The organism is Streptomyces sp. NPDC001443 (assembly GCF_053597355.1).
This window is the reverse complement of record NZ_JBSFIA010000047.1, coordinates 1-20,705: the sequence shown is the minus strand read 5'-3', so window position 1 is coordinate 20,705 and position 20,705 is coordinate 1. Positions and strand designations below refer to the sequence as shown.

Genomic DNA, 20,705 nt, shown 5'->3' with positions numbered 1-20,705 from the left:
CATGCGTTCCGGACCGGTCGCGACAGGAAGCCGCAGGGGGCAGCCCCCTGGTACCCACCCCGTCGTCAGGGTCTGTGCCGCGCGCCCAGAAGAGCCGCTCCCAGTGTGGTGAGGGTGTGCAGGGCGTTGTTGGCGCGTCGGTGGGTGGTGATGAGGCCGGAGTCCCGAAGGGCCGTGGTGTGGTGGGTGGCGGTTCCGGTGGAGACCCCGGCCCGGCGTGCCGCCTCACTGGTGGTGACCCCGGTGGCGGCGGCCCGCAGGATGACCGCGCGGGTGCGGCCGAGGAGGGCGTGCAGGGCGGCCTCGTCCTGGGTCGAGGCGGCGGTCAGCAGATGGTGGACGGGGTAGACGAGCACCGGCGGGAGCCGGGGGTCCGCCAGGGCGATGGGCGCCTTCCAGCAGAAGTACGACGGGATGAGCAGCAGCCCACGGCCGTCCAGATGCACTTCGCTCTCGGCCGGGTAGTCAGGGACCTCCAGCACCGGGTGCCGCCAGCGGACCGTCGGCGAGAGGTCGGCCAGCAGTCCGGCGGTTCCCTCGGTCAGCATGCTCCGGGCGTGCCGGGCGCGCTCCGCCTGGAAGGTCTCCTGGATGTCCTCCTCGTGCGGAACGATGACGGTCCGGTGATACGCGCGCAGCAGGTCCACCAGGTCGCCGCGCAGCGACTTCTCGGCGACGCGTAACGTCCAGGACGGCACCCGGCTGGCCCGGGCCGCCATGGCCATCTCGTCGTTCACCTGCTCGTCGGGCGTCGCGAGTATGGCCTCCAGCGCGGCTTCCAGACCGTCGACGCCTTCGAACGGCGTAAGAAAGTCGGCGAAATAGCGGGCGCGCGGGAAGAGCGGCAGCAACATCGTTTTCACCGGATGTGCGAGACCCGCTTCCTGAAGGTGCCCGCACGCGCGGTCGTACCAATTTGCATAGTTCCATCTGCCGCTGCGTGTCTGGAATCTGTGCAGGCTGCCGGCGATCTCCCACAGCGGATGCGGCGAGGCCGCCACTCGTGTGCGCGCCAAGTCCTCGGCAGTGAAATGGAAGCGGAGCATCCGCTGTCTCCCCCTAGATGCACCTGCGAATCTTCACTGGAATCGAATGAGCATGACAGTCCATGTCGGGCGTTGGGAACATGCCTTCAAGCCAGCCGCAAAGTCAGCACCGGGGCGGCTTCTGTAAAGACCGGAATTCCGGGACCGGAAATCAAGCCGGGTACTTCAAAACGAAAGGAAATGTCATGGGCCGTATACGGCTGAGAGGGCTCCGCACACGCCGGATGGGCATCCTGGCCACGAGCGCGCTGTTCCTCTCCTTCCTGGTGCCGGCCACCGCGTCGGCCGCCACCGACGGGGCCGACCAGGCGGCGGTCACCTGTTACGGCGGTTCGGTGGCGATCAGCCTGCCGGCGAACGGCTACAGCGGTACGTACACGACGAGTTCGCGCTGCAACGACATCAACCTGCGCATCGATTCCGGCGGCAACCAGTGGGTGGCCGTGTGCTGGGCCGCGCACGGCTACTGCCAGGACCACTGGACCCTGGTCACGCAGGGCGCCGGCTACCAGGTGGTGGCGACCGACGTGCTGGACGGCACCAGCTTCTACTTCGTGACCACGAACGGCGGCGGCACCCGCAGCGGGCGTACGGCCTACTAGGGACCGTGTTCCAGGGGCCTCGGCCGGGAAGCCGCCGGCCCGCGCCGGACGGGAACCCATGCGACGCACCGCGCCCGACGCGGTGCGTCGCATGCGCGTGTGCCGTCCCGTGTTCCGGGCGCCCGTCGGTCGTCGACGCCCGCATCCTGTCCTCACAGGATTCCGCGCACGGCCCCGACGACGGAACGGACACCTCGCCATGAGCGAACTCGTGCTGGGCATCGACATCGGCACCGCCGGCACCAAGGGCGTGCTCGCCACCCTGGACGGGACGGTGGTGGCGTCAGCCGTACGTCATCACTCCATGTCGTTGCCGAGACCGTCCTGGGCGGAAGTGGACGCCACCGTCGTCTGGTGGGACGACTTCACCGCGGTGGCCCGCGAACTGACGGGCCGGATGGGCGCGCACGACCTGGCCGGACTCTGCGCCAGCGGCGTCGGCCCCTGTCTGCTGGTCTGCGACAGCGCAGGGGAGCCCGTGCGGCCGGCCATCCTCTACGGCATCGACGGCCGGGCCGAGCGAGAGATCCACGACCTCACCGAGCGGCTCGGCGCCGACACCGTCCTCGAACGCTGCGGCAAGGCCCTCAGCACCCAGGCCGTCGGACCGAAGATGCTGTGGATGCGGCGCAACGAGCCACGGGAGTGGGCGCGCGGAACCAGGTGGTACAACTCCCACTCGTATGTGGCCGCCAAGCTCACCGGGGCCTACGTGCTCGACCATCACACGGCCAGCCAGTGCGACCCGCTGTACGACATCCACGCCGGTTCCTGGGCGCACGACTGGCTCCCGGACATCGCGGGTCACCTGGAGACGCCCCGGCTCGTGCACCCCCACGAGGTAGTGGGAACGGTGACCCGTGAGGCGTCGGAGGCCACCGGGATCCCGGTCGGCACACCTGTCTCGGCCGGCACCGTCGACGCCTGGGCCGAGGCCCATTCCGCCGGCGTACGGCACCCGGGCGACCTCATGCTCATGTACGGCTCCACCCTGTTCTTCGTCCAGATCCTGGGCGCCTACCGGACGCACCCCAAGCTGTGGACCACGGCCGGAGTGGAGCCGGGCCGGCGCACCATCGCCGCGGGCATGTCCACCTCGGGGTCCCTGACACAGTGGCTCCAGGAGGTCACCGGAGGAGAGCCCTTCGACGCGCTGGTCGCCGAGGCCGAAGCCGTGCCGCCCGGTTCGGACGGCCTGCTGATGCTCCCGTACTTCGCCGGCGAGCGGACCCCGGTCTTCGACCCGCGGGCCAGAGGCGTGGTGGCGGGCCTCACGCTGCGGCACACGCGCGGCCACCTCTTCCGCGCCGCCTACGAGGGCATCGCCTTCGGCGTCCGCCAGATCCTCGACTTCCTGGAGGACCCCGACGACCCGGTCCGGCGCGTCGTCGCGGTCGGGGGCGGCACGAAGGGCGGACTGTGGACGCAGATCGTCAGCGACGTCACCGGCCGGGAGCAGCAGGTACCGGCGCAGACCGTCGGAGCCTGCTACGGCGACGCCCTGCTCTGCGCGGTCGGGCTCGGACTCGTACCGCCGGACACGGACTGGGCGGTCACCGCGACGACCGTGCGGCCCCGGGCGCACACCCGTGAGACGTACGACCGCCTGTACGCGTCGTACACCGCGCTCTACCCCGCCACGAGGGACATCGTGCACGAACTCGCCGACATGCAGCGGAAGCAGGTCGGTCGGTGAACCGTCCGCACGGGTGAAGGCCGCGGCCCGCCGTCAGCCTCCGAGGTCCTGTCGGCGCACCGGACCGGGGCCCTCTTCGTGGCCCGGCTCGGCGGCCTGCGTGCTCGGCTCGTTCTCCGTGTCCTCGCCCTCCGCCTGGGAGGGAGTCGTCTGGGGGACGTCGGGACGGTCGGCTTCCACCGCGTCGTCACGTTCGCCCTCTGCCTGGGACGGGGTCGGGAACTCATCGCTCATGATCGGCCTCACTGACCGGTGTCGGGTCGGTGTCGTGATGTCGGCCCAGAGATTTTCACCCTACGGTTCCACTGTAGTCCGCCCACTCTTCCGGTGACCGGTGACCGGTGACCGGTGCTCCGGGCGCGCGTCATGTGCGCGGACGGGACGCGCCCGGCCTCAGTCGTCGACGAGGGCGTCCACCACGGCCTTGGCGACCCGGGCCGCCCGCTCGGCCGTCCAGTAGCCGGGCTCCTCCATGGAGGAGACGTAGTAACCGCGGGTCAGCAGCGACAGGACGTCGGCGGCGAGGGCCGCGTCGGGCACTCCCGCGGCGAGGGCGGCGTCGAGGAACTCCCGGCGGGATTCCCGAGGTTCCTGCCGGTCGACGCCGGCCGGGTCGACGTGCGCCGAGGAGAGCATCTCGACCCACATCGTGCGCAGGAGCAGGTCCTCGGGCTCCGTGCCGAGGTGCCACTCCACGGTGGCGCGCAGCCGGTCCGCACCCGTCCGGTCGCCCACGCGGGACTCCAGGCCGGCCCGCCACTGGGACTCCGCCGCGCGGACGGCGTTGGTGATCAGCGCCGTCCTGGTGGGCACGTAGTTGGTGACCATGGCCGTGGAGCCGCCGAGTTCCCTGGCGACGGCGCGGATGGTGATGGCGTGCGCCCCGTCACGGGCGGCGACCGCGAGGGTCGCCTGGGCGATTGCCTTGCGGCGCTGGACTTCGTCGACGTCGATCGGCATGGAAGAGACCTAGCTCAGAGGCGGGGTGACCTAGAATACCATGTTACATAACGCTGTTGTATCACAATGTTTCCCAAGGATTCGCTTCCCTGGGGGGGCCGCTCTGCTCGAGGGCCTCCTCGGGGCGGAGGTCGGCGAGCGCGTTGACGCGGGGGTCGACGGCATCGATGCGGTCCGGACAGGACTGCGCGATGTCGGCCGAGGGGAGCGTGTGGTTGCGGATCGCGGACGCGAGCTCGACGGCCGGGAGTTGCCGCGGTTCGGTGGCGGGGGAGGCGTGTTCCATGATCGCCTCTATGGCGGCGCGCCCGGGGCGGCGTGGATGCTCATCCTGTTATCAAACGTCGTTATAAGACGACGTTTGATTTGGTCATCGTGGTCCCCGGAGCCGAAGCTGTCAAGGATGCGGCCTGGTCGGGGGCTCGGCAGGTCGGCGACGGGGGACGGAATCCGCGGACCGTCGGCGGTAGGCTGCGCCGATGCGCACGGTCGAGGTCCTGTTGGACGAGGCGGCGGACTTCGAGGTCCGGGAGGCCTGGCGACGGCTCGCGGACGCGGGCTTGCCCAGTCAGGCGCGCCTCCGCTCACCGACCAACAGCCCGCACCTCACCCTGGCCGCCTGCCCGGAGTTGACCGCCCCGATCCGCTGGGAGCTCGCCGAGGTGGCCGCCGTACTGCCGCTGCCGGTACGGTTCACCGGCGTGGTCCGCTTCGAGCGGCCGACCTCGGTGCTGGCCTGGGCCCTCCGACTCGACGCCGCCCTGGCCGACTTGCACCGCCGGGTGTGGGACGCGGTGGTCTCGGACAGTCCGCCCGAGACCCTCAACCCCCTGCACGCCCCCGCGCGCTGGAGCCCGCACGTCACCCTCGGCCGTTCCCGGCGGCCCGGCGCCTTCGCCGGCCGACGGATCCCCGAACTGCTGCCGACGCCGCCGCTGTCGGTACGGCTCACCACCCTGCGCAGCTACGACACGGAGACGGGCGCCCTGGAGGTACTGGAGCCCCGTCCCTGACAGGCCCACTGCCCGACGGCTCCGTACCTGTCGAGTCCATCTCGTGGTGGTTGCCCGACCGGGTCGGCGGAGCGGCGTGGCTACGACGCTGGTCGTGCGCACATGACACCCGCCTTCGGTCCCGCCGCTCGCAGCAGCGCGAGCCGCGGGTGGTGGAGGGGGCGTCAGCCCTGTGCGGTGTGCCGCCAAGGACGGACGAAGTCGTGGAGGCTCTGCTGCGCGGCCGGGGCGATCACCGGATCGTCGACCGGGGTGCCGACGGGGTGGAGGAGGTGGTCGAGTCCGGGGAGGACGCGCAGTCCCGGACCGGTGATGCGGGCGGCGCCGAGGGCCGACAGCAGCGAAGGCGTCGTTCGGCAGGGCACGTTGGTGTCCTCGGTGCCGCACGTGACGAGCGTACGCGTGCCGGGCGCGATGCCTCGGGCGACGGACGGCGGGTAGAGCGCGTCGTCGCTGCGGACGAAATCCTCGTTGACCGGTCCGAACATGCCTTTGAGGAGAGCGGCGAGGGCGGGCAGCAGGCCCGAGGTGTCGACCGGGCGCCGGGCGCGGAACTCCGCGATGGCCCTGGCCACGCCCAGATGGTTCGACCGCGCCTGTCGCACGGTGAGTTGCCCTGCGGCGACCAACTGGTCCAGTTCGTACGCCAGTTGGAGGCGGAGCAGGTCAAGCAGTCGCATGTCCTGTGGGGCGAGGAGCGCGAGCCCGGCGGGCTTCGGTTGTACGGCGCGGTCGACGAGCAGGGCTTGCAGACCGCCTTCGCTGTGTCCGACCACGAGCAGCCCGTGCGGGTCGGCTTCGGGCTGGGCGCGCAGGGTCTCGTACGCGGCCACGGCTTGTCGGGTGTAGGCGGCCATGCCGGGAGCGTTGCCGTGGCCGCCCAGGCCCGTCCGCCCGGTGCCGTACTTGTCGAACCGCAGGCTCATCACCCCGTCACTGCTGAGGATGTCCGCCATGAGGGCCAGGGTGTGCGGAGTGAAGCCGGGCGGCTCGTCGCCGTTGCGGTCGGTCGGGCCGCTGCCGGGCAGCAGCAGTGCCGCGGCGAGCCTGCGGTCCGCGCGGTGAGCGGGTATGTGCAGCGTGCCGTACGCGCTGGTGCCGTCCGCGGTGAAGCGGACCTCCCGGTCCACGGCGGGTACGAGGGAGGCACTGGGGGTCGCGGACGCCCGGGCCGTGCCTGCCACCGGCCAGGCCGTGACGACGGCGACCGAGGCCAGCAGCACGGCGATCACCTTGCTGCGCCGGAGGGTGCGTAAACGCATGTGTTCTCCTGATGAGCCGAAGTGACGGGCGAGAGAGGGTGTGCGGTCGGGTGACGGGGACGAGCGGCGGTGGCGCGCTCAACGCACCAGGAGCGGCACGAGCAGCGCGGGGATCAGAATGAGCCCGAGCAGCAGTACGACACCTCGTGGGTTGCCGAGGTTGATGGTCCAGCCGATGCCGAACCGCTTCTGGACCAGCACCGCCGGATCGGCCCGGTTGACGTACACCGAGCCGAGCAGACGCCAGTACCGGTCGTCGTCGCGCCGCACCATGCCGGTGCCCTGCTCCGTCACCGCGCCGTCCTGCGCGGGCAGTCGGCTGCCGCCCTGCCCGGTGCGGACGGCGATGCCGATCACCACGGCCAGCCCGGCCAGGACGGGCAGCAGAATCAGGGCCGGGGACGCCTGCTGGTCCGCGTGCCACATCGGCCAGGCGCCGGCGAGCAACGAAAGGTCGATGAACGCCGCCAGCAGCAGCAGGGAGACGGCGGCACGCACCGTGAAGCGGCGGTGCCTGCGGGCCGAGTCGGCCGGCCGCGCCGGGTCCAGATCCGGGCGGGCCCGGAAGGAGAAGAAGGCCAGCGCCAGGATCAGCGCGGTGAGCGCGGCCTGGGTGAACACCGGGAAGAACGCGGTGCCGATCGATCGGGCGGCGAAGCGGTCGGCGCTGCCGGAGGCGGCGAAGTGCACAGGAACGCGGTCCGGCAGCGAGGGATACCGCAGCACACCCAGGACCGCGGTTCCGATGCAGATGAGCAACGCGGGGACGGCCCACACCCAGGGGAAGCGCTCCGGGTCGGTGTGCAGCGTCGTGTCCGCCACCACGCCCTGCCGCAGTCCGTCGTACCAGTCCTCGCGCCGCTTGACCGCCAGGACCGCCGTCCGTGCCCGGCCGTAGGCAGCCAGGCAGGCGGCGATCGTCAGCAGGAGAACGGCGCCCGGCAGGTTGACGCGGAACACGGAGCTCACCAGGACTCCGGCCGCGATCAGCAGCGCACCGGACGCGGCGACCTGCCACCGGTACCGTCCGCGGTGCACGACGATCTCCGGGGCGTCCGCCCGCGCATCAGGGCTGCGCACCCCGAAGGGCAGGGTCGGACTGGTCAGTGACGGCATCCACCAGGCCAGTGCCACAAGCACGGCGGGCATGAACACGTTGACCGACAGGTCTGCACTGTTCACGAGGCCGAATCTCCTTTCTCTGCACCGGGGTTCGCGTGCCGTGGGGCGGACGCGGGGGACGTGAACGAGTCGAGGACGGAGCGGCAGCTGTCCAGTACCGCCGGGTCGTCGCTCCCGTGGGCGACCGCTTCGGCGAGCAGGGTCCGCAACCGGGTCTCCCACTCTGCGGTGAACCCCGGTTCGGGCGGACCGCTGTGGGCGTCGCGCTGCACCAGGGCGCCGCTCTTGCGGTTGACCCGCAGCAGTCCTTCGCGTCGCAGCAGGTCGTACGCCTTGTTCACGGTGTGGAAGTTGATCCCCAGATCCACCGCGAGCTGCCGTGTCGAGGGCAGCGAGCTGCCCTCGCCGAGTCGACCGGAGGCGATGGACTCGACGATACGGTCCCGGATCTGCTGGTAGATCGGCACCTCGCTGTCCATGTCGAGGCTGAGGATCATGGCCCCACTCCCACTGTTGCCCTGTTATAGCTTTTATAGAACACGGGGCGGTGCAAGGGCAAGGAGAGTGTCGGGAACGCGACAAGGGCGGCGCGGTCAGGAGAGGTCCCTGCTCACCGCGCGCGGCGGGTCGTCAGGTCGTGAGTGCGTAGATGCTGCTGCCGGTGAGCCAGAGTCCGGCCGCGATCGACAGGGTGACGATCAGCTGCTCCTGGTGCCGTTCGAGCCAGGTCCGCAGGGCGCGGAGACGGCCTTGGGCGGCGTCGGGTGCCCAGACGGTGTACAGCTCCATGACCAGGAGGCTGAGGGTGGCGAGGACGCAGTACCCGGTGAGGGTGAGCCAGTCGGCGAGGGTGGAGAGGTCGGCGTCGACGACGGTGGCGGCGCCGGCGGCGACCATGGCCCAGGACTGGAGGAGCCAGGCGAGTGCGGCCGCGGTACCGAGGGAGGCGTTGTCGATCCGGGCCGTCCAGTGCGGCGGCCGGTAGGGGCGGGGGAGCTGCCGGTACCGGTGGCCGCCGAACAGGACCAGGCCGACGCCGATCGCGAGCTTGGCGGCGATCGCGGCGGTCGAGGGCGCGCCGTGGTGGACGAGCGGCTTCCCGCCGGTCAGCAGCATCACGCAGGCGATCACGGCGACCAGGTCGGCCAGCCAGGACAGCAGGAAGACAAGGCCCTTGCGGACACCGCGGTGTGAGGAGAGGAGCAGGATGAAGGCGCTGTTGTGCAGGGGCCCGAGGGTGATGGCCGTACCGATCACGACCAGGTCGACGGCCATCGGCACAGCTGCTCCCCAGGGTCAGGGCCACCCGGCGTCTTCCGGACGGGCGTCTCGCGCGGGCGTGCCCGGCGGGCGGGGGTGCCGGCGGTCGGGGCGCCGCACCCAGACTCTGCGGCCCCCGGCCCCACGGGTCAAGCAGGCCACGCCGACACCTCCGTACGGGTCAGGCGCACGATGCGTGCCGGCGCTGCCCGGACGGGGCCGAACGCGGGGCGCCGTCCGTGTAGTTGAGACGTTCGTCGCTCTCGTGGACTCTTGAGCGGTGGACGATGACGGCGGATACATGCTCAGCGAGCTTCAGTCGATGGATCCCACGGTGCGCGCGGACGTCCTCCGCGTGCTGGACTGCGTCCTGCGGGGCCTCCCCGCCCACTGGCGGCGCCGAAAGGGGGTGCCGCAGCTCATGGTGTTCCTCGACGGCCCGCAGGACGTGCGGATGGAGAGGATCACCCTGCGGGAGCTGTCCGAGTACGGATATCTCGACGAGTTCAGCCGCTGGGCGGACGGCGTCCCGGATGAGAAGGCCCGCGAACACGGCTGTGCCGCTCTGGTCCACGGCGACCGTATTCACGCGAGGATCAATCAGATAGGCCCCTTCGGGTCGGGCTGGCACGCTCCCGACACTTCCGTCACCGTCCGCATCGCGCACCGGGACCGGATGATGATCCGGTCCTTTTCGTTCGAGTTCGACGTGGAGGGCCGGATCTTCCCGCAGCTCGTGCTCCGTCGGCGAAACTTCGACATCCTGGCCCGCGCCCGACGGAGTTGACCCCGGGCCGAGCACTGGCGATGCCGGTCGCACCCGCTCAGCCGGCCGCAGCGCGCTGTGTCGCCTCGCGTGCTTCGGTGAGGGCTCGCTGCCTGAGGTCGCCGCCGAACAGCTGAATCGTGGTGGCGGCCAGGATGTCGTCCCTGCCGATGGTCCGCCTGTCCCCCCTGCGGGTGGACAGGGCCCGGGGGGAATCCTTGAGGAACGGGAGCGGGGCCGGTTCGCCCGACAGCAGCGGGGCGACCGTACCGAAACGTCCGACCCCGCTCTCGCGGACGACCGTGGCCGCGTCCCGGGCGAGGTCCGTCAGGAACACGCTCGCGATTCCGTCCAGGTCGCGGACCATCGCCGGGACGGCCGTCGCCCCCTGGCTCCACAGCAGCTTCTTGACCCCGGCCTCGAACCTGTGGGCGCCGACCACGGCACTCGGTCTGCGCGACCTGCTGCGCTTCGCAGAAGGCACGATGACGCCCTCGGCGTCGTACAGGTCACCGGTCAGGCCTCGGAACGTCGGGCTGTGCCGGTACCACTTGTGCCCCACCTCGAGCTCGACGTTCCGGTCGATCGCCGCGAGAAGGTCCGCGGGAATCAGCTTCTTCCGGGCCTCCGCCGCCGCTGCTCTCCTCGCCCCGGCGATGATCTCCGTCAGCACTGTCCGCGTCACCGACGCGGCGGCCCACGCGGCCGGCCGGGAGACGTGCATCGAGGTCACGTCCCTGAACACCGCCTTGACGAGAGAAAGTTTGAACGGCGAGACATCCATGACCGAGGCGGTCGCGGGGCCACTGTGCTCAGGGCGTGCGGGCTGTGCGGTCATCGGAAGAAGCGCTCCCTGCTGTCGGAGTTGTCGGAGGTCCACAGTCCACCACGCAGACCCGCTCCCTTCCCCCGTCCTCCGCCGAAGCGGTACCCGGTCAAGGGCCTGACGGGCACATCCCGTCGGCCGGGCCGATCATGAGCCACCTCCGTGGAGCAGCTGCACCAGACCATCCGCGTGGACATCTGCTCCGGATCCCGACGTGACCGATCCTGATGCGTCGGACGGGCAGGCGGGCCAGAAGCAGGGGTGCGCAGACCCCGCCAGCCAGTGTCTCAACGCCTCACCCCATCCATGTGGTGACGGTCACGGGCGTCGCGCCAGGAAGACGAATTCCCTTCCCGGGCGGTCGGGCGCGTCGCGAATGGCGTCCACGACGTATCCATGGGCGTCCAAGTCCCTCTCGACTTCGTCCCGTTCGCGAAAGCGCAGCGTCGAGTCCGAGGTGAGCACCTGGCCGTCCGCTGCGAACCTGTAGGTCCAGCGGAACGTCACCAGGGGCAAGTTCACCTCCATCAGTTGAACCCAGCTCTCGACGGAGCCGACGCCCGGAATCCTGGTCACGCGACGGGATTTCTCCCGGGTCCACTCTTCCCAGGCGCGTCTTGCCGGATCGCGCGTCTCGAAGATCAGGCGACCGCCGGGCCGCAGTGCTTCATGAGCTCCTCGTAGGGTCTTCTGCCAGGTCTGCGGGTCGGCGACGGCCTGAGCGACGTTCGCCGTCATCGTTGCGAGGTCGACCTGCAGCGGTGGAAGGTCTGCCGCATCGCCGCAGATCCAGCGCACTCGTCCACTGCCCGGTTTGGTCCGGGCGACGTCGATGGATGCCTGGGCGGGATCCACGCCTACGACCTCGATCCCTCGGTCGGCCAGGAGGAGTGCGAATACTCCCGTGCCGCAACCGATGTCCAGTACGCGTTGCGCCTCGAAATCCTCGGCCATCCGCACATATGCATGGAGGTCGCTGCGGTCGGGGTCGAGCGGATCGTAGATCGCGGCGAGTCGTGGATGGGTGAAGCAGTCGTCGGTCATGCGGTCGAACGTATGCAGAGCCGGGTCCGAACAGCTACGAGGGCGTCGCAGAACGCGGGAATGGGCTGGTGGTGCAGCCGTCGGTGGTCGGCCCGGGTGATGCCTGGCAAGCCGGACGCGACAAAGGTGTCGGTGGCCGACTGGATCAGGGCGTCACCGTCGGCGAACAGCGTGCCGTCCCCGACCCGGTCACGGAAGATGCCGTGACCGGGGTTCCGGGATCAGCAGCCGCGCAAGGTGCCGCCCTAGCTCCGGTAGCGGAACACGATGCGGCCGCGTGTCAGGTCGTACGGCGGGAGTTCCACCAGGACCCGGTCCTCCAGCACGATCTTGATGTAGTTCTTGCGGATCTTCCCGCTGATGTGCGCGAGCACCTGGTGGCCGTTGTCGAGCTCCACGGTGAACATGGCGCTGCGCAGGCATTCGACGACCTTGCCCTCGACTTCGATGACGTTCTTGTGCTTCGTCATCGCACCAGCTCCAGGTTGCTGCTGATCGGCCGGGCGCCGATGTCCTCGAACAGCGCGGTGGCTGCCCGGTTGGACTCGTGGACCTCGGTCCAGGCCGCGGCGGACCCGCGGCGGTGCAGTGTGTCCAGCGCGTGGGCCAGCAGTGCCCGCGCGATGCCACGGCGTTGTTCGCCCGCACGGACCGCGAGCAGCCCGATGCGTGGCCGCTTCGCCGTCACCACCCGGATCAGACCCAGGTAGCGGTCCGGCGCCGCGGCCACCGCGTACTTCGACGGGTCGACGACGGTGTCGCCTTCGGGACGGGAGATCACCTCCGCGGGCATCGACTGCCACCCGGCGCCCGCCTCGACCTCGTCACGGATCGCCCGGTCCACCGCCCGCAGCAACCCCTCGTCCGCCCGGCCGGCGGGCACGATCGTCACGCCCTCGGGCGGCAGGACCGCTCCGAGCCCCGTGACCTGTGGATCGGTCGGTACGGTGTACTCCCACTCGCGGCGCCGGACCGTGAATCCGGCCCGCCGCCAGCCGGCCGTCAGCCCGGTGTCGGCCTCGTCGACCACCGTGTAGAGCGGCGCGGGCAGTTGCGCCACCATCGTCTCGGCGAGCCGGTCGAAGGTGGCGTCGTGCCAGGCGTCGATGCCGACGAACAGGCGTCCGTCGGACCGATGCAGCGCATATCCGCGGCCGACCACCAGGTCGTCGTCCAGTGCGTGCCATTGCCGGTCCGCGACGCGCGTGATCACCAGCGCGTTCTCGCCCGGGCCGGATGGGAAGGGCTTCGTGTTCATCGGAGTCTCCTTCAGGAGTGCCTTGATCTCAGGCGCTCCTGGTGACACCGGACGTCAGCCGCCGGACCGTGACGGATCGAGGGAGCACCCACGGGTAACTGCGTTCACGGGGCTCACCTCCAAACGACGACTTCACGGTCCGCCATGAACGTAGCAGCGGGGTGCCGCCTTGCTCAAAGTCTTTTCCTCTGCGCTTCGAGGCGAGGAAGCGGCCGAACGAGACGTCCCGGGCCGGGGCAGGGCGGCCCGGGTGGATCTCAGTCCTCGAAGCCGTCGCGCAGCAGGCGACGGGCCACCTCGGCGCGGGCCTCGGCGAGCTCCGCGTCGATCTGCTCGCTCCGGCCGGCCCGCGGCACCACCACGGCCGCCACGGGTTCCCCGCCGAGGAGGCAGGCGCGTCGCAGATGGGTCGGCGGGTGGGTGGTGTCGACCTGGTGCCCGCGCCGGGCTCCGGCGCGCCGCTGCCGTTCGTACTCGTGCTCCGGGACGGACGCCGCGAACGCGGAGAGCCGCGCCCACAGTTCATCGGCCCGGGCCATGGCGTCCCGGGTGGACCTCGGCCCGCCCAGGGCGGCACGGTTGGTCTCGCTGCGCAGCAGGACGCCGTACGACCCGGAGACGAGGAACCGGTCCATGAGGCCCACCGCCGCACGCGTGGATGCGGTACGGGCGGCAAGCCTGTCGGCGAGGTACTCGGCCCGCATCCCGGCCCGGGAGGTCAGCCGGACGAGCAGCACCAGCATTCCCCAGACCAGCAGCCGTGGCACCAGGCAGAAGGCATCGACGGCCATCTCGATCGCGGTCGGGCGCTGATGCGGCCGCAGGGTGTCGTACCAGAGGGCCAGGCTGCGCGTCGCCGTGCCCACCACCAGACCGTTGCGCGTGTCGCCGTTGGCGTAGTGGGCCAACTCGTGGCCGAGCAGCGCGATCCGCTCCTCGGGCGTCAGGACCTCCCACAGCGGCATGCCCAGCACCAGCAGCCGCCGACCACGCACACCGTACGTCGTGACACTGGCGTTGACGCTCCCGTCCACGGCGATCGCGTGCACGCTCCGCGTGCCGACGGCCTGTGCCACCTCGTCCACCAGGGCGAAGAGTTCAGGTGCGTCGGCCCGGAACAGCACGGGCCGGTCGTCGGGCTACGGGGGCGACCTCTAGGCTTGAGCGATGCAGATTCCAAGCCCCGCCGAGATCCGGTCGCTGCACGAGAAGTACGCGCCGAGCACCGAGGCGTTCGACCTGGTCTTCACGCACTGCGAGATCGTCTGGTCCATCGCGGAGAAGCTCATTCCGACGGCAGGGCACAACCTCGACGCGGATCTCGTACGCGCCGGATGCCTGCTCCATGACATCGGCGTCTATCGACTCATCGACGAAACCGGAAGAGTCGACGAACCCAACTATCTGCGCCACGGACTGCTCGGTCACGAAATCCTGGCCGAAGAGGGATTCTCCGAGGCCCTCCGCCGGTTCTGTTCGTGCCACACCGGGGTCGGACTGACGAAGCACGACGTGGAAAGGCAAGGTCTGCCCTTGCCGGTCGCGGACTACGTCGCCGTGACCGTCGAAGAGCGACTGGTGATGTACGCCGACAAATTCCACAGCAAGTCCGCCCCGCCGAAGTTCCTTTCCGCGGACTCGTACGCCAGGTATGTCGGCCGCTTCGGCAGGGACAAGGTGTCCGCGTTCGCACGCCTGCGCGCGGAGTTCGGCGAACCGGACCTGACCGACTTGGCCGCGGCGCATCAACACGTCCTCGTCTGAAGGTCTTGAGCTTCACCTGGTACCGGTGGTACGCATTGGTCCAAGCTGGCCCGCATGGACTGGTTGCCACTGCTCTCCACCCTGGCCGGTGCCTCGATCGGCATCGGCGCCACGCTCATCGCCGATCGGAACCGGTGGAAGCACGAGGACGTCAAAGAAGCCCTGCGGCTGCGGCTCGACATCTACACGCAGTACACCACCACGGTGAAAGACCTCGGTGAGACCCTGCGGGCCCTGGCCGGGCGAGAGCACCCGACCGACGGCGAACGGGCGCTGGCGTTGCGCGAGGCCTTTCGGGATTCGGGCATGGGCACCGCCTCGGAACGGATGTGGCTCATCGCGCCCGAACCTGTCGTCAAGGCCTCCAACAGCGTGTTCCACTGCCTGCGACACATCTGCGACGGCTACGCCGACGGCACCGCTGTCAACAGTCCGGAGGATCGCGCCCGTTGGGAGGCACGCGGCAGGGCGGCCGCCAAGATGCGGAAGCTCATGCGCGAGGATCTCGGCGTCGGCCCGCTCGCCGAACGCCACAGCCCGCCTCCCGACGACTACGACGGCCCTGCCTCGCAGTAGGGGGTTGTGTCCGGCGGGCTAACCTGCGCCCATGACGACGACACCGCGGCGCAAGCTTCCCCGGGGCAGGAGCGCCCTGCCGGTCGACGAGGTGGAGTCGCTGCAACGGGACCGCGTGTACGCGGCGTTGGCGCAGGTACTGACCGAGCGGGGGTACGCCGCCGCCACCGTCGAGGACGTCATCAGGCGGGCGGGGGTGTCCCGGCAGACGTTCTACCGGTACTTCGACTCCAAGGCCGACTGTTTCGCCGCGGCCTACCAGGCGGCCGGGGAGAGCCTGCTGGCGCAGGTGCTCGAGCGCCTTGCCGCTGCCGGGAGCGAACCCTCCGCGGGTGCGGACGACGGCCCGCCGCACCGTTTCGGGCGGCTGGTCGACGCCTACCTCCGCACCCTGGCCGCCGACTGGCCCACGGCCCGGCTCTGTCTGGTGGAGGCGTTCGCGGCCGGTCCGGGCGTGCTTCCCGTACGCGCGCCCCTGTACGACACCGTGGTGGACCTGGTCGCGCAGACCCTCGGGGTCGAGGACAAGGAGGGCCGGCTCCTGTGCCGGATGGTCCTCGCTGCCACCACCGCCCTGGCGACCTCGGCGGTGGCCGACGGTGACCAAGGCCAACTCGACGCGGCTGCGGTCGAGTTGAACGAGTACGTGCGCCGGCTGTGGGACGCCGGTCTGCTCGGCCGGCGTCCCTGACCGACCCTGCCGAGCTCCTCGCACTTCTAACAGACACCCGTGTTCCTTTGTGTGGACGGAACCGCTACGCTGCGGGAAGCACCGACGTCCGGATTCCCGAGCGCGGAGGCGACACATGCACAGTGCGACGACAGGCGACACACCTCGCACGCTCGAACTGACGCTCTCCGATCCGACCCAGCTCCGGGGACTTCGCGACTGGCTGCGCGCGCAGGACGGGATCAGCGTGCGGGTCAGACCCGCGGCGCCGGCCCCCGGCGAGCTCGGCACCGCCGACGTGCTGGCCGTGCTCGCCGGCAGCAGTGTGCTGGCCGCGGCCGTGAAGACCCTGCCCGACTTCCTGCGTTCGCGCCGCTCGAACCTCAGGATGCGGATCACCGTCGACGGCAGGCAGGTCGAGGTCGAGTCGGAGAACACCGACCGGGCACTGGAGCTCGTGGAACGGCTGCTCCGTGACAGTCCCTGAGCCGTTGTACGACTACGCACGCTCACGGGCGGTTCTCATCGGCGTGTGGGACTACGAGCACCTGCCTCCCGTGGCCTCGGCCACCAGGAACAGTCTCGACCGGATGACCGATCTGCTCCAGGGTCCGCTCTGCGGCTGGCCACGGCCCTCGGGCGGTACGGCCGACCGGCTCCAGGTCGTCCGCAATCCGCGGCGGCGCAACAACCTCCCCGACGATCTCATGCGGTGGTTCGAGGACGCCAAGGACCTGGCCCTGATCTACTTCGTGGGCCACGGCCGGCTCTACGGGGACGAACTCTGTCTGGCGCTCGCCGAATCCCCGTTGAGCGGGTCCGCCCAGAAGACCACCGGGCTGCGGTTCTCCGACGTCCGGGAAGCCCTGGAGGAGTCCGAGGCCGCCACCAAGGTGGTCATCCTCGACTGCTGCTTCTCGGGCCAGGCCACCCTGCCCAGACACACGCTGTCCGCGCCCGCCATCACCGAGCTGACCCACTGCTCCGGGGCCATCACGCTGACCGCGACCGACGCCTATCGCACCGCCTGGTACGAACCGGACTCGACGAGCGGCCGACCGCAGACCCACTTCACCCGCTACCTGGTCGACGCGATCGAGACAGGCGCCGTCGCCCACCCGCACGGAGTCTCCCTCGAAGCCGCCTTCGCGACCGCCTCGGCGGCCCTGGTCCGCGACGGCAAGCCCCGGCCCACCCAGTCCGTCCGCCACCACGCCGGGCGGTTCGTCATCGCCCGGGGGCCGGCCGGCCGGCCTTCTCCTGGTCGCCAGGACGACACATCCGGCGAACAGACCGCCGGGACCGGCCCGACCCGCCAGGACGTGGAGGAGCTGTTTCAGGCCGCCCTCGCCCTCGAACTCGACTGGGACGCCGAGGCGGCGGGCCTGCCGCGCCTCGAGTCGATGTACCGGGCTGCCGCCGAGGCCGGACATCCGGAGGCGATGACGCGACTGGGCATGATCCTCGAAGGGCGGACGCAGGAGCGCCTCGGGGCCACGCTCCCCGGCGAGGGCACCGCTCCGGACATCGACGGCGCCATGCACTGGTACACCCGGGCGGCCCGGCTCGGCAGTTCCCACGGCGCCTACTTCCTCGGGCTCGCGTACGAGGACCGCCTGGGCAACTGGCCGGAGGCGCTGCACTGGTACCGGGAGGCCGCGCGTGACGAGCGGAACTGGGCGGCGCGCAAGGCCCTGACCGGACTCGAGGACCGACTGGCCCACGGCCTCGGTCCGCTGACGCACGCCGACAACTACAGGAAACCCGCTAGTTCCGTGCACCAACAGGACCGAGAGAACGGGGAGTCAGCCGTGTTCGGCAATCGAGCGAACGAGCAGGGTGCACTGGTCGCCAGGATCCTCGCCGGCCAGGCCGGCCCCGATGTCGTGGCGGCAGTCCAGACCAACTTCCAGCAGTGGCTGCGCGACCAGTGGGGCGGTGACCAGAACCTCGCTCTGGCCTTCTGCGTGAACGCGCTCGCCGAAGCCTGCGGCGGGATCCGGGGTGAGTGGGGCACACTGAGCCAGAAGGACCAGTCGGGGCTGGTCTGGTTCTTCAGCCTGTTGTGCCTGCCCACCAGGGACAGCGTCGAGAGCGACGCGACCGCCTTCCGCAAGCAGGTCCGGGACGGGGGCCAGCGTCTGGAGAACATCGCCCACACCGCGAATATGCTGCGCGGCCGGCCCTGACGTGTCACTGATGTCTCATCGAGGCGCCGGTCGGCTGTCCGTCTCGGCGCCGTCGTCGACGGTGAGTCGGGCGTCGGCAGCCAGGGAGCGAATGCCCGGTATGGGGGAGGGGAGCAGCCAGAGCAGTGACAGGGATCCTCCGGCGGCGGCGGTGATCAGGGTTGCCCTGAGTCCCATGCAGGTGGCCAGCGCGCCTCCGGCGACGGCGCCGATGGGGCGGACGCCGTAGTTGACGGTGCTGAAGGCGCCGGCCACGCGACTGCGCATGCCGTCCGGAATCACGGCGGTCTGCAGGGAGTTGAGGTTGACGTCGAACAGCATCACACCGAGTCCGGCGAAGAACTCCGTGGCGCCCAGGGCCCCCGCGCGGGCCCAAGTCGGGCCGTTCGCCGTGGCGGCGATGGCGGTGGAGGCCGGGAACAGGACTGCGCCGACCGCGATACTTCGTCCCACGCCCATCCATTGCGAGATCCTCGGGGCCGTCACCGCGCCCAGAAGTGCGCCGGACGCCCCGACGCCGAGCGCCAGCCCGATGGTCCCCGCGGACAGGGCGAGGACCCGGTCGGCGAACAGCACGATCAGACCGGTGCCCGCGACGAACGTGAAGAAGTTGACGGTCGTCGCGCAGCCGAGGCTCGCCCGCAGGACCGGGTGACGAACCACGAAGGCCAGCCCCTCTCGAGAACGGCGCAGGAGTGAGGACTGGTCCGCCTTTCCGGGAGCGATGACTGGTTCGTCGACCCGGATCGGTCCGAGCAGGGCGGCGGAGGCCAGGAAGGACAGTGCGTCGGCGATCACGGCGACGGGCGCGGACAGGGCCTGGACGAGTGCACCGCCGATGGCGGGGCCCGCGATGTAGGAGGCGGACCGACTGGCGCTGAGCTTGCTGTTCGCATCGATGTAGGACGAGCGCGGCACGAGGTGGGCGAAGAAAGGCGGATAGGCGGTGTTGAACAGCACCGCCGCGGCACCGGTCAGCAGTGCCACCGCGTACAACTGGCCGAGCGTCACGGCGTCTGCGAGGTATGCGGCGGGCAGGGTGAGCAGCACGCACGCCCGCGCCAGATCGGCGCCAATCATCAGGCGGCGCTTTTGGGCCTGGTGGTCGACCCAGGCGCCCAGCACGACGGCGAGGAGATTCGGGGCCCAGACGAGGGCGGTCAGCCACGCGACCTGGTTGGCCGAGGCGTGCAGTGCCGTGACGGCGATCAGGGGCAGCGCGAGTTCGGAGACGCGGTCTCCGAACTGCGACACCGACTGCCCGGTCCAGAAGCGGACGAACCGCCGGTCTCGCCACAGTGATGTCGGCAGGGAGTTCATGCGCTGTCGCCCGGCTGCTCGCCGTCGGCGCCCTCCGGGAGCATGTAGCGCAGCAGACGGACGCCACGGGCACCGCTCGGCCGCTGTGCCGGATCGCGTGTCACGTAGGGGGCGAGGACGCCTTCGATCGCGTCCTCGATCACCGCGAGTTCCTCGGCGGACACCACGACGCGGGTGTTGGCCAGACCCGCCAACCTGAGCCATACCGGCTCGAGTCGAGGTTCGGTCTCCGTCATCCACCGGTGCGGCAGGTCGGCGGAGCGCACGAACATCTCCTGGGACAGTACCCGTGCTGCGGACCGGCCCTCCTCGTCCTCCGGCACCTCGAACCGGAACCCCCGTGCCGCGGCCTGCCACCTGCGTTCCCTGCGATCGGTGCCGGGCTCGGCGTCGTGGACCAGTCCGAAGCCCGCCAGGTGGCGCAGATGCCAGCTGGTCACGGACGGGGTGGCCCCGACATCGGGTGACAGCTGCGTCGCCGTCGCAGGCCCGTGCCGCTGCAGGTGTTCGAGGATCGCAAGCCGGACGGGATGCGCCAGCGCCCGCATGGCCTTCGGATCGGTGATCGCAATATCGCCCAGACGATTATCAAGCCCCATGGTCTGAGAGTGTTCTCTCACAATGCCTGAGAGTCAACTCTCATACCTGGCCGGACTGTTGCGATGTCGGCGCTGTCAGGAGAGGTCTGGGCACTCCGCGGCAGAGCCCTGCGGGACGGGCTGCCATGCGCCGTGGTTCTCACGCATGCTCAGTCGGTCCGCTTCCTGCGCGCTCTCGATCAGCTGGGCTGTGGTCAAGGGGACGGCCGCCGTGAAGACCCGCCCCAGGTGGTGACAGCGCAGGATCGGGCGGAGTTCCTCCGAGTACGGCTCATCGGCGACTGCGAAGAGATCGGGCAGGGTCCAGCCCAGCGGACCCGCTGAGGCACATGGCTGGTGCCGACGGTGCGGACTCGGGTCCCAGCGCCGCGCCATCTTGTACAGCGTACTGAGGGACAGTTCCGTGAAGGGCAGTTCACGGATTCCGAAGCCGCGGTTGCGGATCAGCTCGCCGAGCACGGTGGCGAACCTCGTCTCGGCGGGACGAAGGCCTGGCCACGGCGGCTGCACGAAGGGCTGTGGAGCGGCGGCGCGGGGCAGCGAGCGGACGAATGCCTCCAGCGCGGCGAGCTGCGAGTGGTCGCAGAAACTGACGCGGTAGGCGAACTGCCTCAGGACTTTTGCGTCGCGCTCGGGGGCCCCTATCTCTTTGGTCAAGCTGTTGGGGTGCCCCGGTGGAGGCGGAGCGTGCGTCAGCCATCCGCCGCTGTGTCGATGCCTGCGTATTCGTAG

At 70.3% G+C, this 20,705-nt stretch carries 25 protein-coding genes; 9 read left to right on the top strand and 16 right to left on the bottom strand.

Features of this window, described 5'->3' with window-relative positions; all coding sequences use genetic code 11:
* Nucleotides 1–65: 65 nt before the first annotated feature.
* A complete protein-coding gene (locus tag ACWC24_RS35470; RefSeq protein ID WP_450667017.1) occupies nt 66–854 on the bottom strand; it encodes an ArsR family transcriptional regulator in 789 nt (262 codons plus the stop codon).
* Nucleotides 855–1,231: 377 nt separating this feature from the next.
* Here ACWC24_RS35470 and ACWC24_RS35465 point away from each other — a divergent pair, with 377 nt between their 5' ends.
* Both ACWC24_RS35465 and ACWC24_RS35460 read left to right on the top strand, forming a co-directional pair.
* Nucleotides 1,232–1,648, top strand: coding sequence for a hypothetical protein (locus ACWC24_RS35465; RefSeq protein ID WP_450667016.1), 417 nt, complete (start codon nt 1,232–1,234; stop codon nt 1,646–1,648).
* Between the two features lie 199 nt (nt 1,649–1,847).
* Nucleotides 1,848–3,344, top strand: a complete 1,497-nt coding sequence (locus ACWC24_RS35460; protein ID WP_450667015.1) for an FGGY-family carbohydrate kinase — start codon at nt 1,848–1,850, stop codon at nt 3,342–3,344.
* Between the two features lie 33 nt (nt 3,345–3,377).
* Here the strand turns inward: ACWC24_RS35460 and ACWC24_RS35455 are convergent, their stop codons facing one another.
* The 3 genes from ACWC24_RS35455 to ACWC24_RS35445 form a co-directional block, all read right to left on the bottom strand.
* Nucleotides 3,378–3,578 carry a hypothetical protein gene (locus ACWC24_RS35455; protein ID WP_450667066.1) on the bottom strand — a complete coding sequence of 67 codons (201 nt, stop codon included), beginning with the start codon at nt 3,576–3,578 and terminating at the stop codon, nt 3,378–3,380.
* Between the two features lie 159 nt (nt 3,579–3,737).
* Nucleotides 3,738–4,304 carry a TetR/AcrR family transcriptional regulator gene (locus ACWC24_RS35450; protein WP_450667014.1) on the bottom strand — a complete coding sequence of 189 codons (567 nt, stop codon included), beginning with the start codon at nt 4,302–4,304 and terminating at the stop codon, nt 3,738–3,740.
* 61 nt (nt 4,305–4,365) lie between these two features.
* Entirely contained in the window at nt 4,366–4,590 is a 225-nt protein-coding gene (locus ACWC24_RS35445) for a hypothetical protein (protein ID WP_450667013.1), read from the bottom strand.
* Between the two features lie 193 nt (nt 4,591–4,783).
* Between ACWC24_RS35445 and ACWC24_RS35440 the strand changes: the two genes are divergently transcribed.
* Complete coding sequence (locus tag ACWC24_RS35440) at nt 4,784–5,317, top strand: 2'-5' RNA ligase family protein (RefSeq protein ID WP_450667012.1); 534 nt, start codon at nt 4,784–4,786, stop codon at nt 5,315–5,317.
* Between the two features lie 164 nt (nt 5,318–5,481).
* Here the strand turns inward: ACWC24_RS35440 and ACWC24_RS35435 are convergent, their stop codons facing one another.
* The 4 genes from ACWC24_RS35435 to ACWC24_RS35420 form a co-directional block, all read right to left on the bottom strand.
* A complete protein-coding gene (locus ACWC24_RS35435) occupies nt 5,482–6,579 on the bottom strand; it encodes an alpha/beta hydrolase (RefSeq protein WP_450667011.1) in 1,098 nt (365 codons plus the stop codon).
* Between the two features lie 78 nt (nt 6,580–6,657).
* On the bottom strand, nt 6,658–7,761 hold the full coding sequence (locus tag ACWC24_RS35430) for a DUF1648 domain-containing protein (RefSeq protein ID WP_450667010.1): 1,104 nt from the start codon (nt 7,759–7,761) through the stop codon (nt 6,658–6,660).
* Nucleotides 7,758–8,198, bottom strand: coding sequence for a GntR family transcriptional regulator (locus ACWC24_RS35425; RefSeq protein ID WP_450667009.1), 441 nt, complete (start codon nt 8,196–8,198; stop codon nt 7,758–7,760). The genes ACWC24_RS35430 and ACWC24_RS35425 overlap by 4 nt, the downstream gene beginning before the upstream one ends.
* Nucleotides 8,199–8,331: 133 nt before the next feature.
* Nucleotides 8,332–8,976 (bottom strand): GAP family protein, encoded by a 645-nt coding sequence (locus ACWC24_RS35420; RefSeq protein ID WP_450667008.1) that lies wholly within the window; start codon nt 8,974–8,976, stop codon nt 8,332–8,334.
* Nucleotides 8,977–9,241: 265 nt separating this feature from the next.
* Here ACWC24_RS35420 and ACWC24_RS35415 point away from each other — a divergent pair, with 265 nt between their 5' ends.
* Nucleotides 9,242–9,748: a hypothetical protein gene (locus ACWC24_RS35415; protein WP_450667007.1), complete on the top strand. Its 507-nt coding sequence runs from the start codon at nt 9,242–9,244 to the stop codon at nt 9,746–9,748.
* A gap of 37 nt (nt 9,749–9,785) precedes the next feature.
* On the opposite strand, the gene ACWC24_RS35410 is transcribed toward ACWC24_RS35415, so the two are convergent.
* The 5 genes from ACWC24_RS35410 to ACWC24_RS35390 form a co-directional block, all read right to left on the bottom strand.
* Nucleotides 9,786–10,565, bottom strand: a complete 780-nt coding sequence (locus ACWC24_RS35410; protein WP_450667006.1) for a hypothetical protein — start codon at nt 10,563–10,565, stop codon at nt 9,786–9,788.
* Nucleotides 10,566–10,871: 306 nt separating this feature from the next.
* Nucleotides 10,872–11,597, bottom strand: a complete 726-nt coding sequence (locus ACWC24_RS35405) for a class I SAM-dependent methyltransferase (protein WP_450667005.1) — start codon at nt 11,595–11,597, stop codon at nt 10,872–10,874.
* A gap of 245 nt (nt 11,598–11,842) precedes the next feature.
* Entirely contained in the window at nt 11,843–12,067 is a 225-nt protein-coding gene (gene infA, locus ACWC24_RS35400; protein ID WP_351601918.1) for a translation initiation factor IF-1, read from the bottom strand.
* Nucleotides 12,064–12,855 carry a GNAT family N-acetyltransferase gene (locus ACWC24_RS35395; protein ID WP_450667004.1) on the bottom strand — a complete coding sequence of 264 codons (792 nt, stop codon included), beginning with the start codon at nt 12,853–12,855 and terminating at the stop codon, nt 12,064–12,066. The genes infA and ACWC24_RS35395 overlap by 4 nt, the downstream gene beginning before the upstream one ends.
* Nucleotides 12,856–13,112: 257 nt before the next feature.
* Nucleotides 13,113–13,979, bottom strand: coding sequence for a M48 family metallopeptidase (locus ACWC24_RS35390; protein ID WP_450667003.1), 867 nt, complete (start codon nt 13,977–13,979; stop codon nt 13,113–13,115).
* A gap of 43 nt (nt 13,980–14,022) precedes the next feature.
* On the opposite strand from ACWC24_RS35390, the gene ACWC24_RS35385 reads away from it, so the two are divergent.
* From ACWC24_RS35385 to ACWC24_RS35365, 5 genes are all read left to right on the top strand, one after another.
* Nucleotides 14,023–14,619, top strand: coding sequence for an HD domain-containing protein (locus ACWC24_RS35385; protein WP_450667002.1), 597 nt, complete (start codon nt 14,023–14,025; stop codon nt 14,617–14,619).
* A 54-nt stretch (nt 14,620–14,673) separates the two neighbouring features.
* Complete coding sequence (locus ACWC24_RS35380; protein ID WP_450667001.1) at nt 14,674–15,195, top strand: hypothetical protein; 522 nt, start codon at nt 14,674–14,676, stop codon at nt 15,193–15,195.
* A 31-nt stretch (nt 15,196–15,226) separates the two neighbouring features.
* Nucleotides 15,227–15,886 carry a TetR/AcrR family transcriptional regulator gene (locus tag ACWC24_RS35375; protein WP_450667000.1) on the top strand — a complete coding sequence of 220 codons (660 nt, stop codon included), beginning with the start codon at nt 15,227–15,229 and terminating at the stop codon, nt 15,884–15,886.
* Between the two features lie 115 nt (nt 15,887–16,001).
* Entirely contained in the window at nt 16,002–16,352 is a 351-nt protein-coding gene (locus tag ACWC24_RS35370; RefSeq protein ID WP_450666999.1) for an effector-associated constant component EACC1, read from the top strand.
* Nucleotides 16,339–18,054 carry a caspase, EACC1-associated type gene (locus tag ACWC24_RS35365; RefSeq protein WP_450666998.1) on the top strand — a complete coding sequence of 572 codons (1,716 nt, stop codon included), beginning with the start codon at nt 16,339–16,341 and terminating at the stop codon, nt 18,052–18,054. The genes ACWC24_RS35370 and ACWC24_RS35365 overlap by 14 nt, the downstream gene beginning before the upstream one ends.
* Nucleotides 18,055–18,069: 15 nt before the next feature.
* Here the strand turns inward: ACWC24_RS35365 and ACWC24_RS35360 are convergent, their stop codons facing one another.
* The 3 genes from ACWC24_RS35360 to ACWC24_RS35350 form a co-directional block, all read right to left on the bottom strand.
* Nucleotides 18,070–19,374, bottom strand: coding sequence for an MFS transporter (locus ACWC24_RS35360; protein ID WP_450666997.1), 1,305 nt, complete (start codon nt 19,372–19,374; stop codon nt 18,070–18,072).
* Nucleotides 19,371–19,973 carry an ArsR/SmtB family transcription factor gene (locus ACWC24_RS35355; RefSeq protein ID WP_450666996.1) on the bottom strand — a complete coding sequence of 201 codons (603 nt, stop codon included), beginning with the start codon at nt 19,971–19,973 and terminating at the stop codon, nt 19,371–19,373. The genes ACWC24_RS35360 and ACWC24_RS35355 overlap by 4 nt, the downstream gene beginning before the upstream one ends.
* A gap of 75 nt (nt 19,974–20,048) precedes the next feature.
* A complete protein-coding gene (locus tag ACWC24_RS35350; protein WP_450666995.1) occupies nt 20,049–20,630 on the bottom strand; it encodes a hypothetical protein in 582 nt (193 codons plus the stop codon).
* Nucleotides 20,631–20,705 lie beyond the last annotated feature (75 nt).

Bases quoted from the DNA above. Each gene is read 5' to 3' on its own strand.
- infA (WP_351601918.1), bottom strand. From the start codon at position 12,067: ATGACGAAGCACAAGAACGTCATCGAAGTCGAGGGCAAGGTCGTCGAA.
- ACWC24_RS35420 (WP_450667008.1), bottom strand. From the start codon at position 8,976: ATGGCCGTCGACCTGGTCGTGATCGGTACGGCCATCACCCTCGGGCCC.
- ACWC24_RS35470 (WP_450667017.1), bottom strand. From the start codon at position 854: ATGTTGCTGCCGCTCTTCCCGCGCGCCCGCTATTTCGCCGACTTTCTT.
- ACWC24_RS35375 (WP_450667000.1), top strand. From the start codon at position 15,227: ATGACGACGACACCGCGGCGCAAGCTTCCCCGGGGCAGGAGCGCCCTG.
- ACWC24_RS35410 (WP_450667006.1), bottom strand. From the start codon at position 10,565: ATGACCGCACAGCCCGCACGCCCTGAGCACAGTGGCCCCGCGACCGCC.
- ACWC24_RS35380 (WP_450667001.1), top strand. From the start codon at position 14,674: ATGGACTGGTTGCCACTGCTCTCCACCCTGGCCGGTGCCTCGATCGGC.
- ACWC24_RS35370 (WP_450666999.1), top strand. From the start codon at position 16,002: ATGCACAGTGCGACGACAGGCGACACACCTCGCACGCTCGAACTGACG.
- ACWC24_RS35440 (WP_450667012.1), top strand. From the start codon at position 4,784: ATGCGCACGGTCGAGGTCCTGTTGGACGAGGCGGCGGACTTCGAGGTC.
- ACWC24_RS35425 (WP_450667009.1), bottom strand. From the start codon at position 8,198: ATGATCCTCAGCCTCGACATGGACAGCGAGGTGCCGATCTACCAGCAG.
- ACWC24_RS35445 (WP_450667013.1), bottom strand. From the start codon at position 4,590: ATGGAACACGCCTCCCCCGCCACCGAACCGCGGCAACTCCCGGCCGTC.
- ACWC24_RS35455 (WP_450667066.1), bottom strand. From the start codon at position 3,578: ATGAGCGATGAGTTCCCGACCCCGTCCCAGGCAGAGGGCGAACGTGAC.
- ACWC24_RS35405 (WP_450667005.1), bottom strand. From the start codon at position 11,597: ATGACCGACGACTGCTTCACCCATCCACGACTCGCCGCGATCTACGAT.
- ACWC24_RS35355 (WP_450666996.1), bottom strand. From the start codon at position 19,973: ATGGGGCTTGATAATCGTCTGGGCGATATTGCGATCACCGATCCGAAG.
- ACWC24_RS35385 (WP_450667002.1), top strand. From the start codon at position 14,023: ATGCAGATTCCAAGCCCCGCCGAGATCCGGTCGCTGCACGAGAAGTAC.
- ACWC24_RS35465 (WP_450667016.1), top strand. From the start codon at position 1,232: ATGGGCCGTATACGGCTGAGAGGGCTCCGCACACGCCGGATGGGCATC.
- ACWC24_RS35395 (WP_450667004.1), bottom strand. From the start codon at position 12,855: ATGAACACGAAGCCCTTCCCATCCGGCCCGGGCGAGAACGCGCTGGTG.
- ACWC24_RS35435 (WP_450667011.1), bottom strand. From the start codon at position 6,579: ATGCGTTTACGCACCCTCCGGCGCAGCAAGGTGATCGCCGTGCTGCTG.
- ACWC24_RS35460 (WP_450667015.1), top strand. From the start codon at position 1,848: ATGAGCGAACTCGTGCTGGGCATCGACATCGGCACCGCCGGCACCAAG.
- ACWC24_RS35450 (WP_450667014.1), bottom strand. From the start codon at position 4,304: ATGCCGATCGACGTCGACGAAGTCCAGCGCCGCAAGGCAATCGCCCAG.
- ACWC24_RS35360 (WP_450666997.1), bottom strand. From the start codon at position 19,374: ATGAACTCCCTGCCGACATCACTGTGGCGAGACCGGCGGTTCGTCCGC.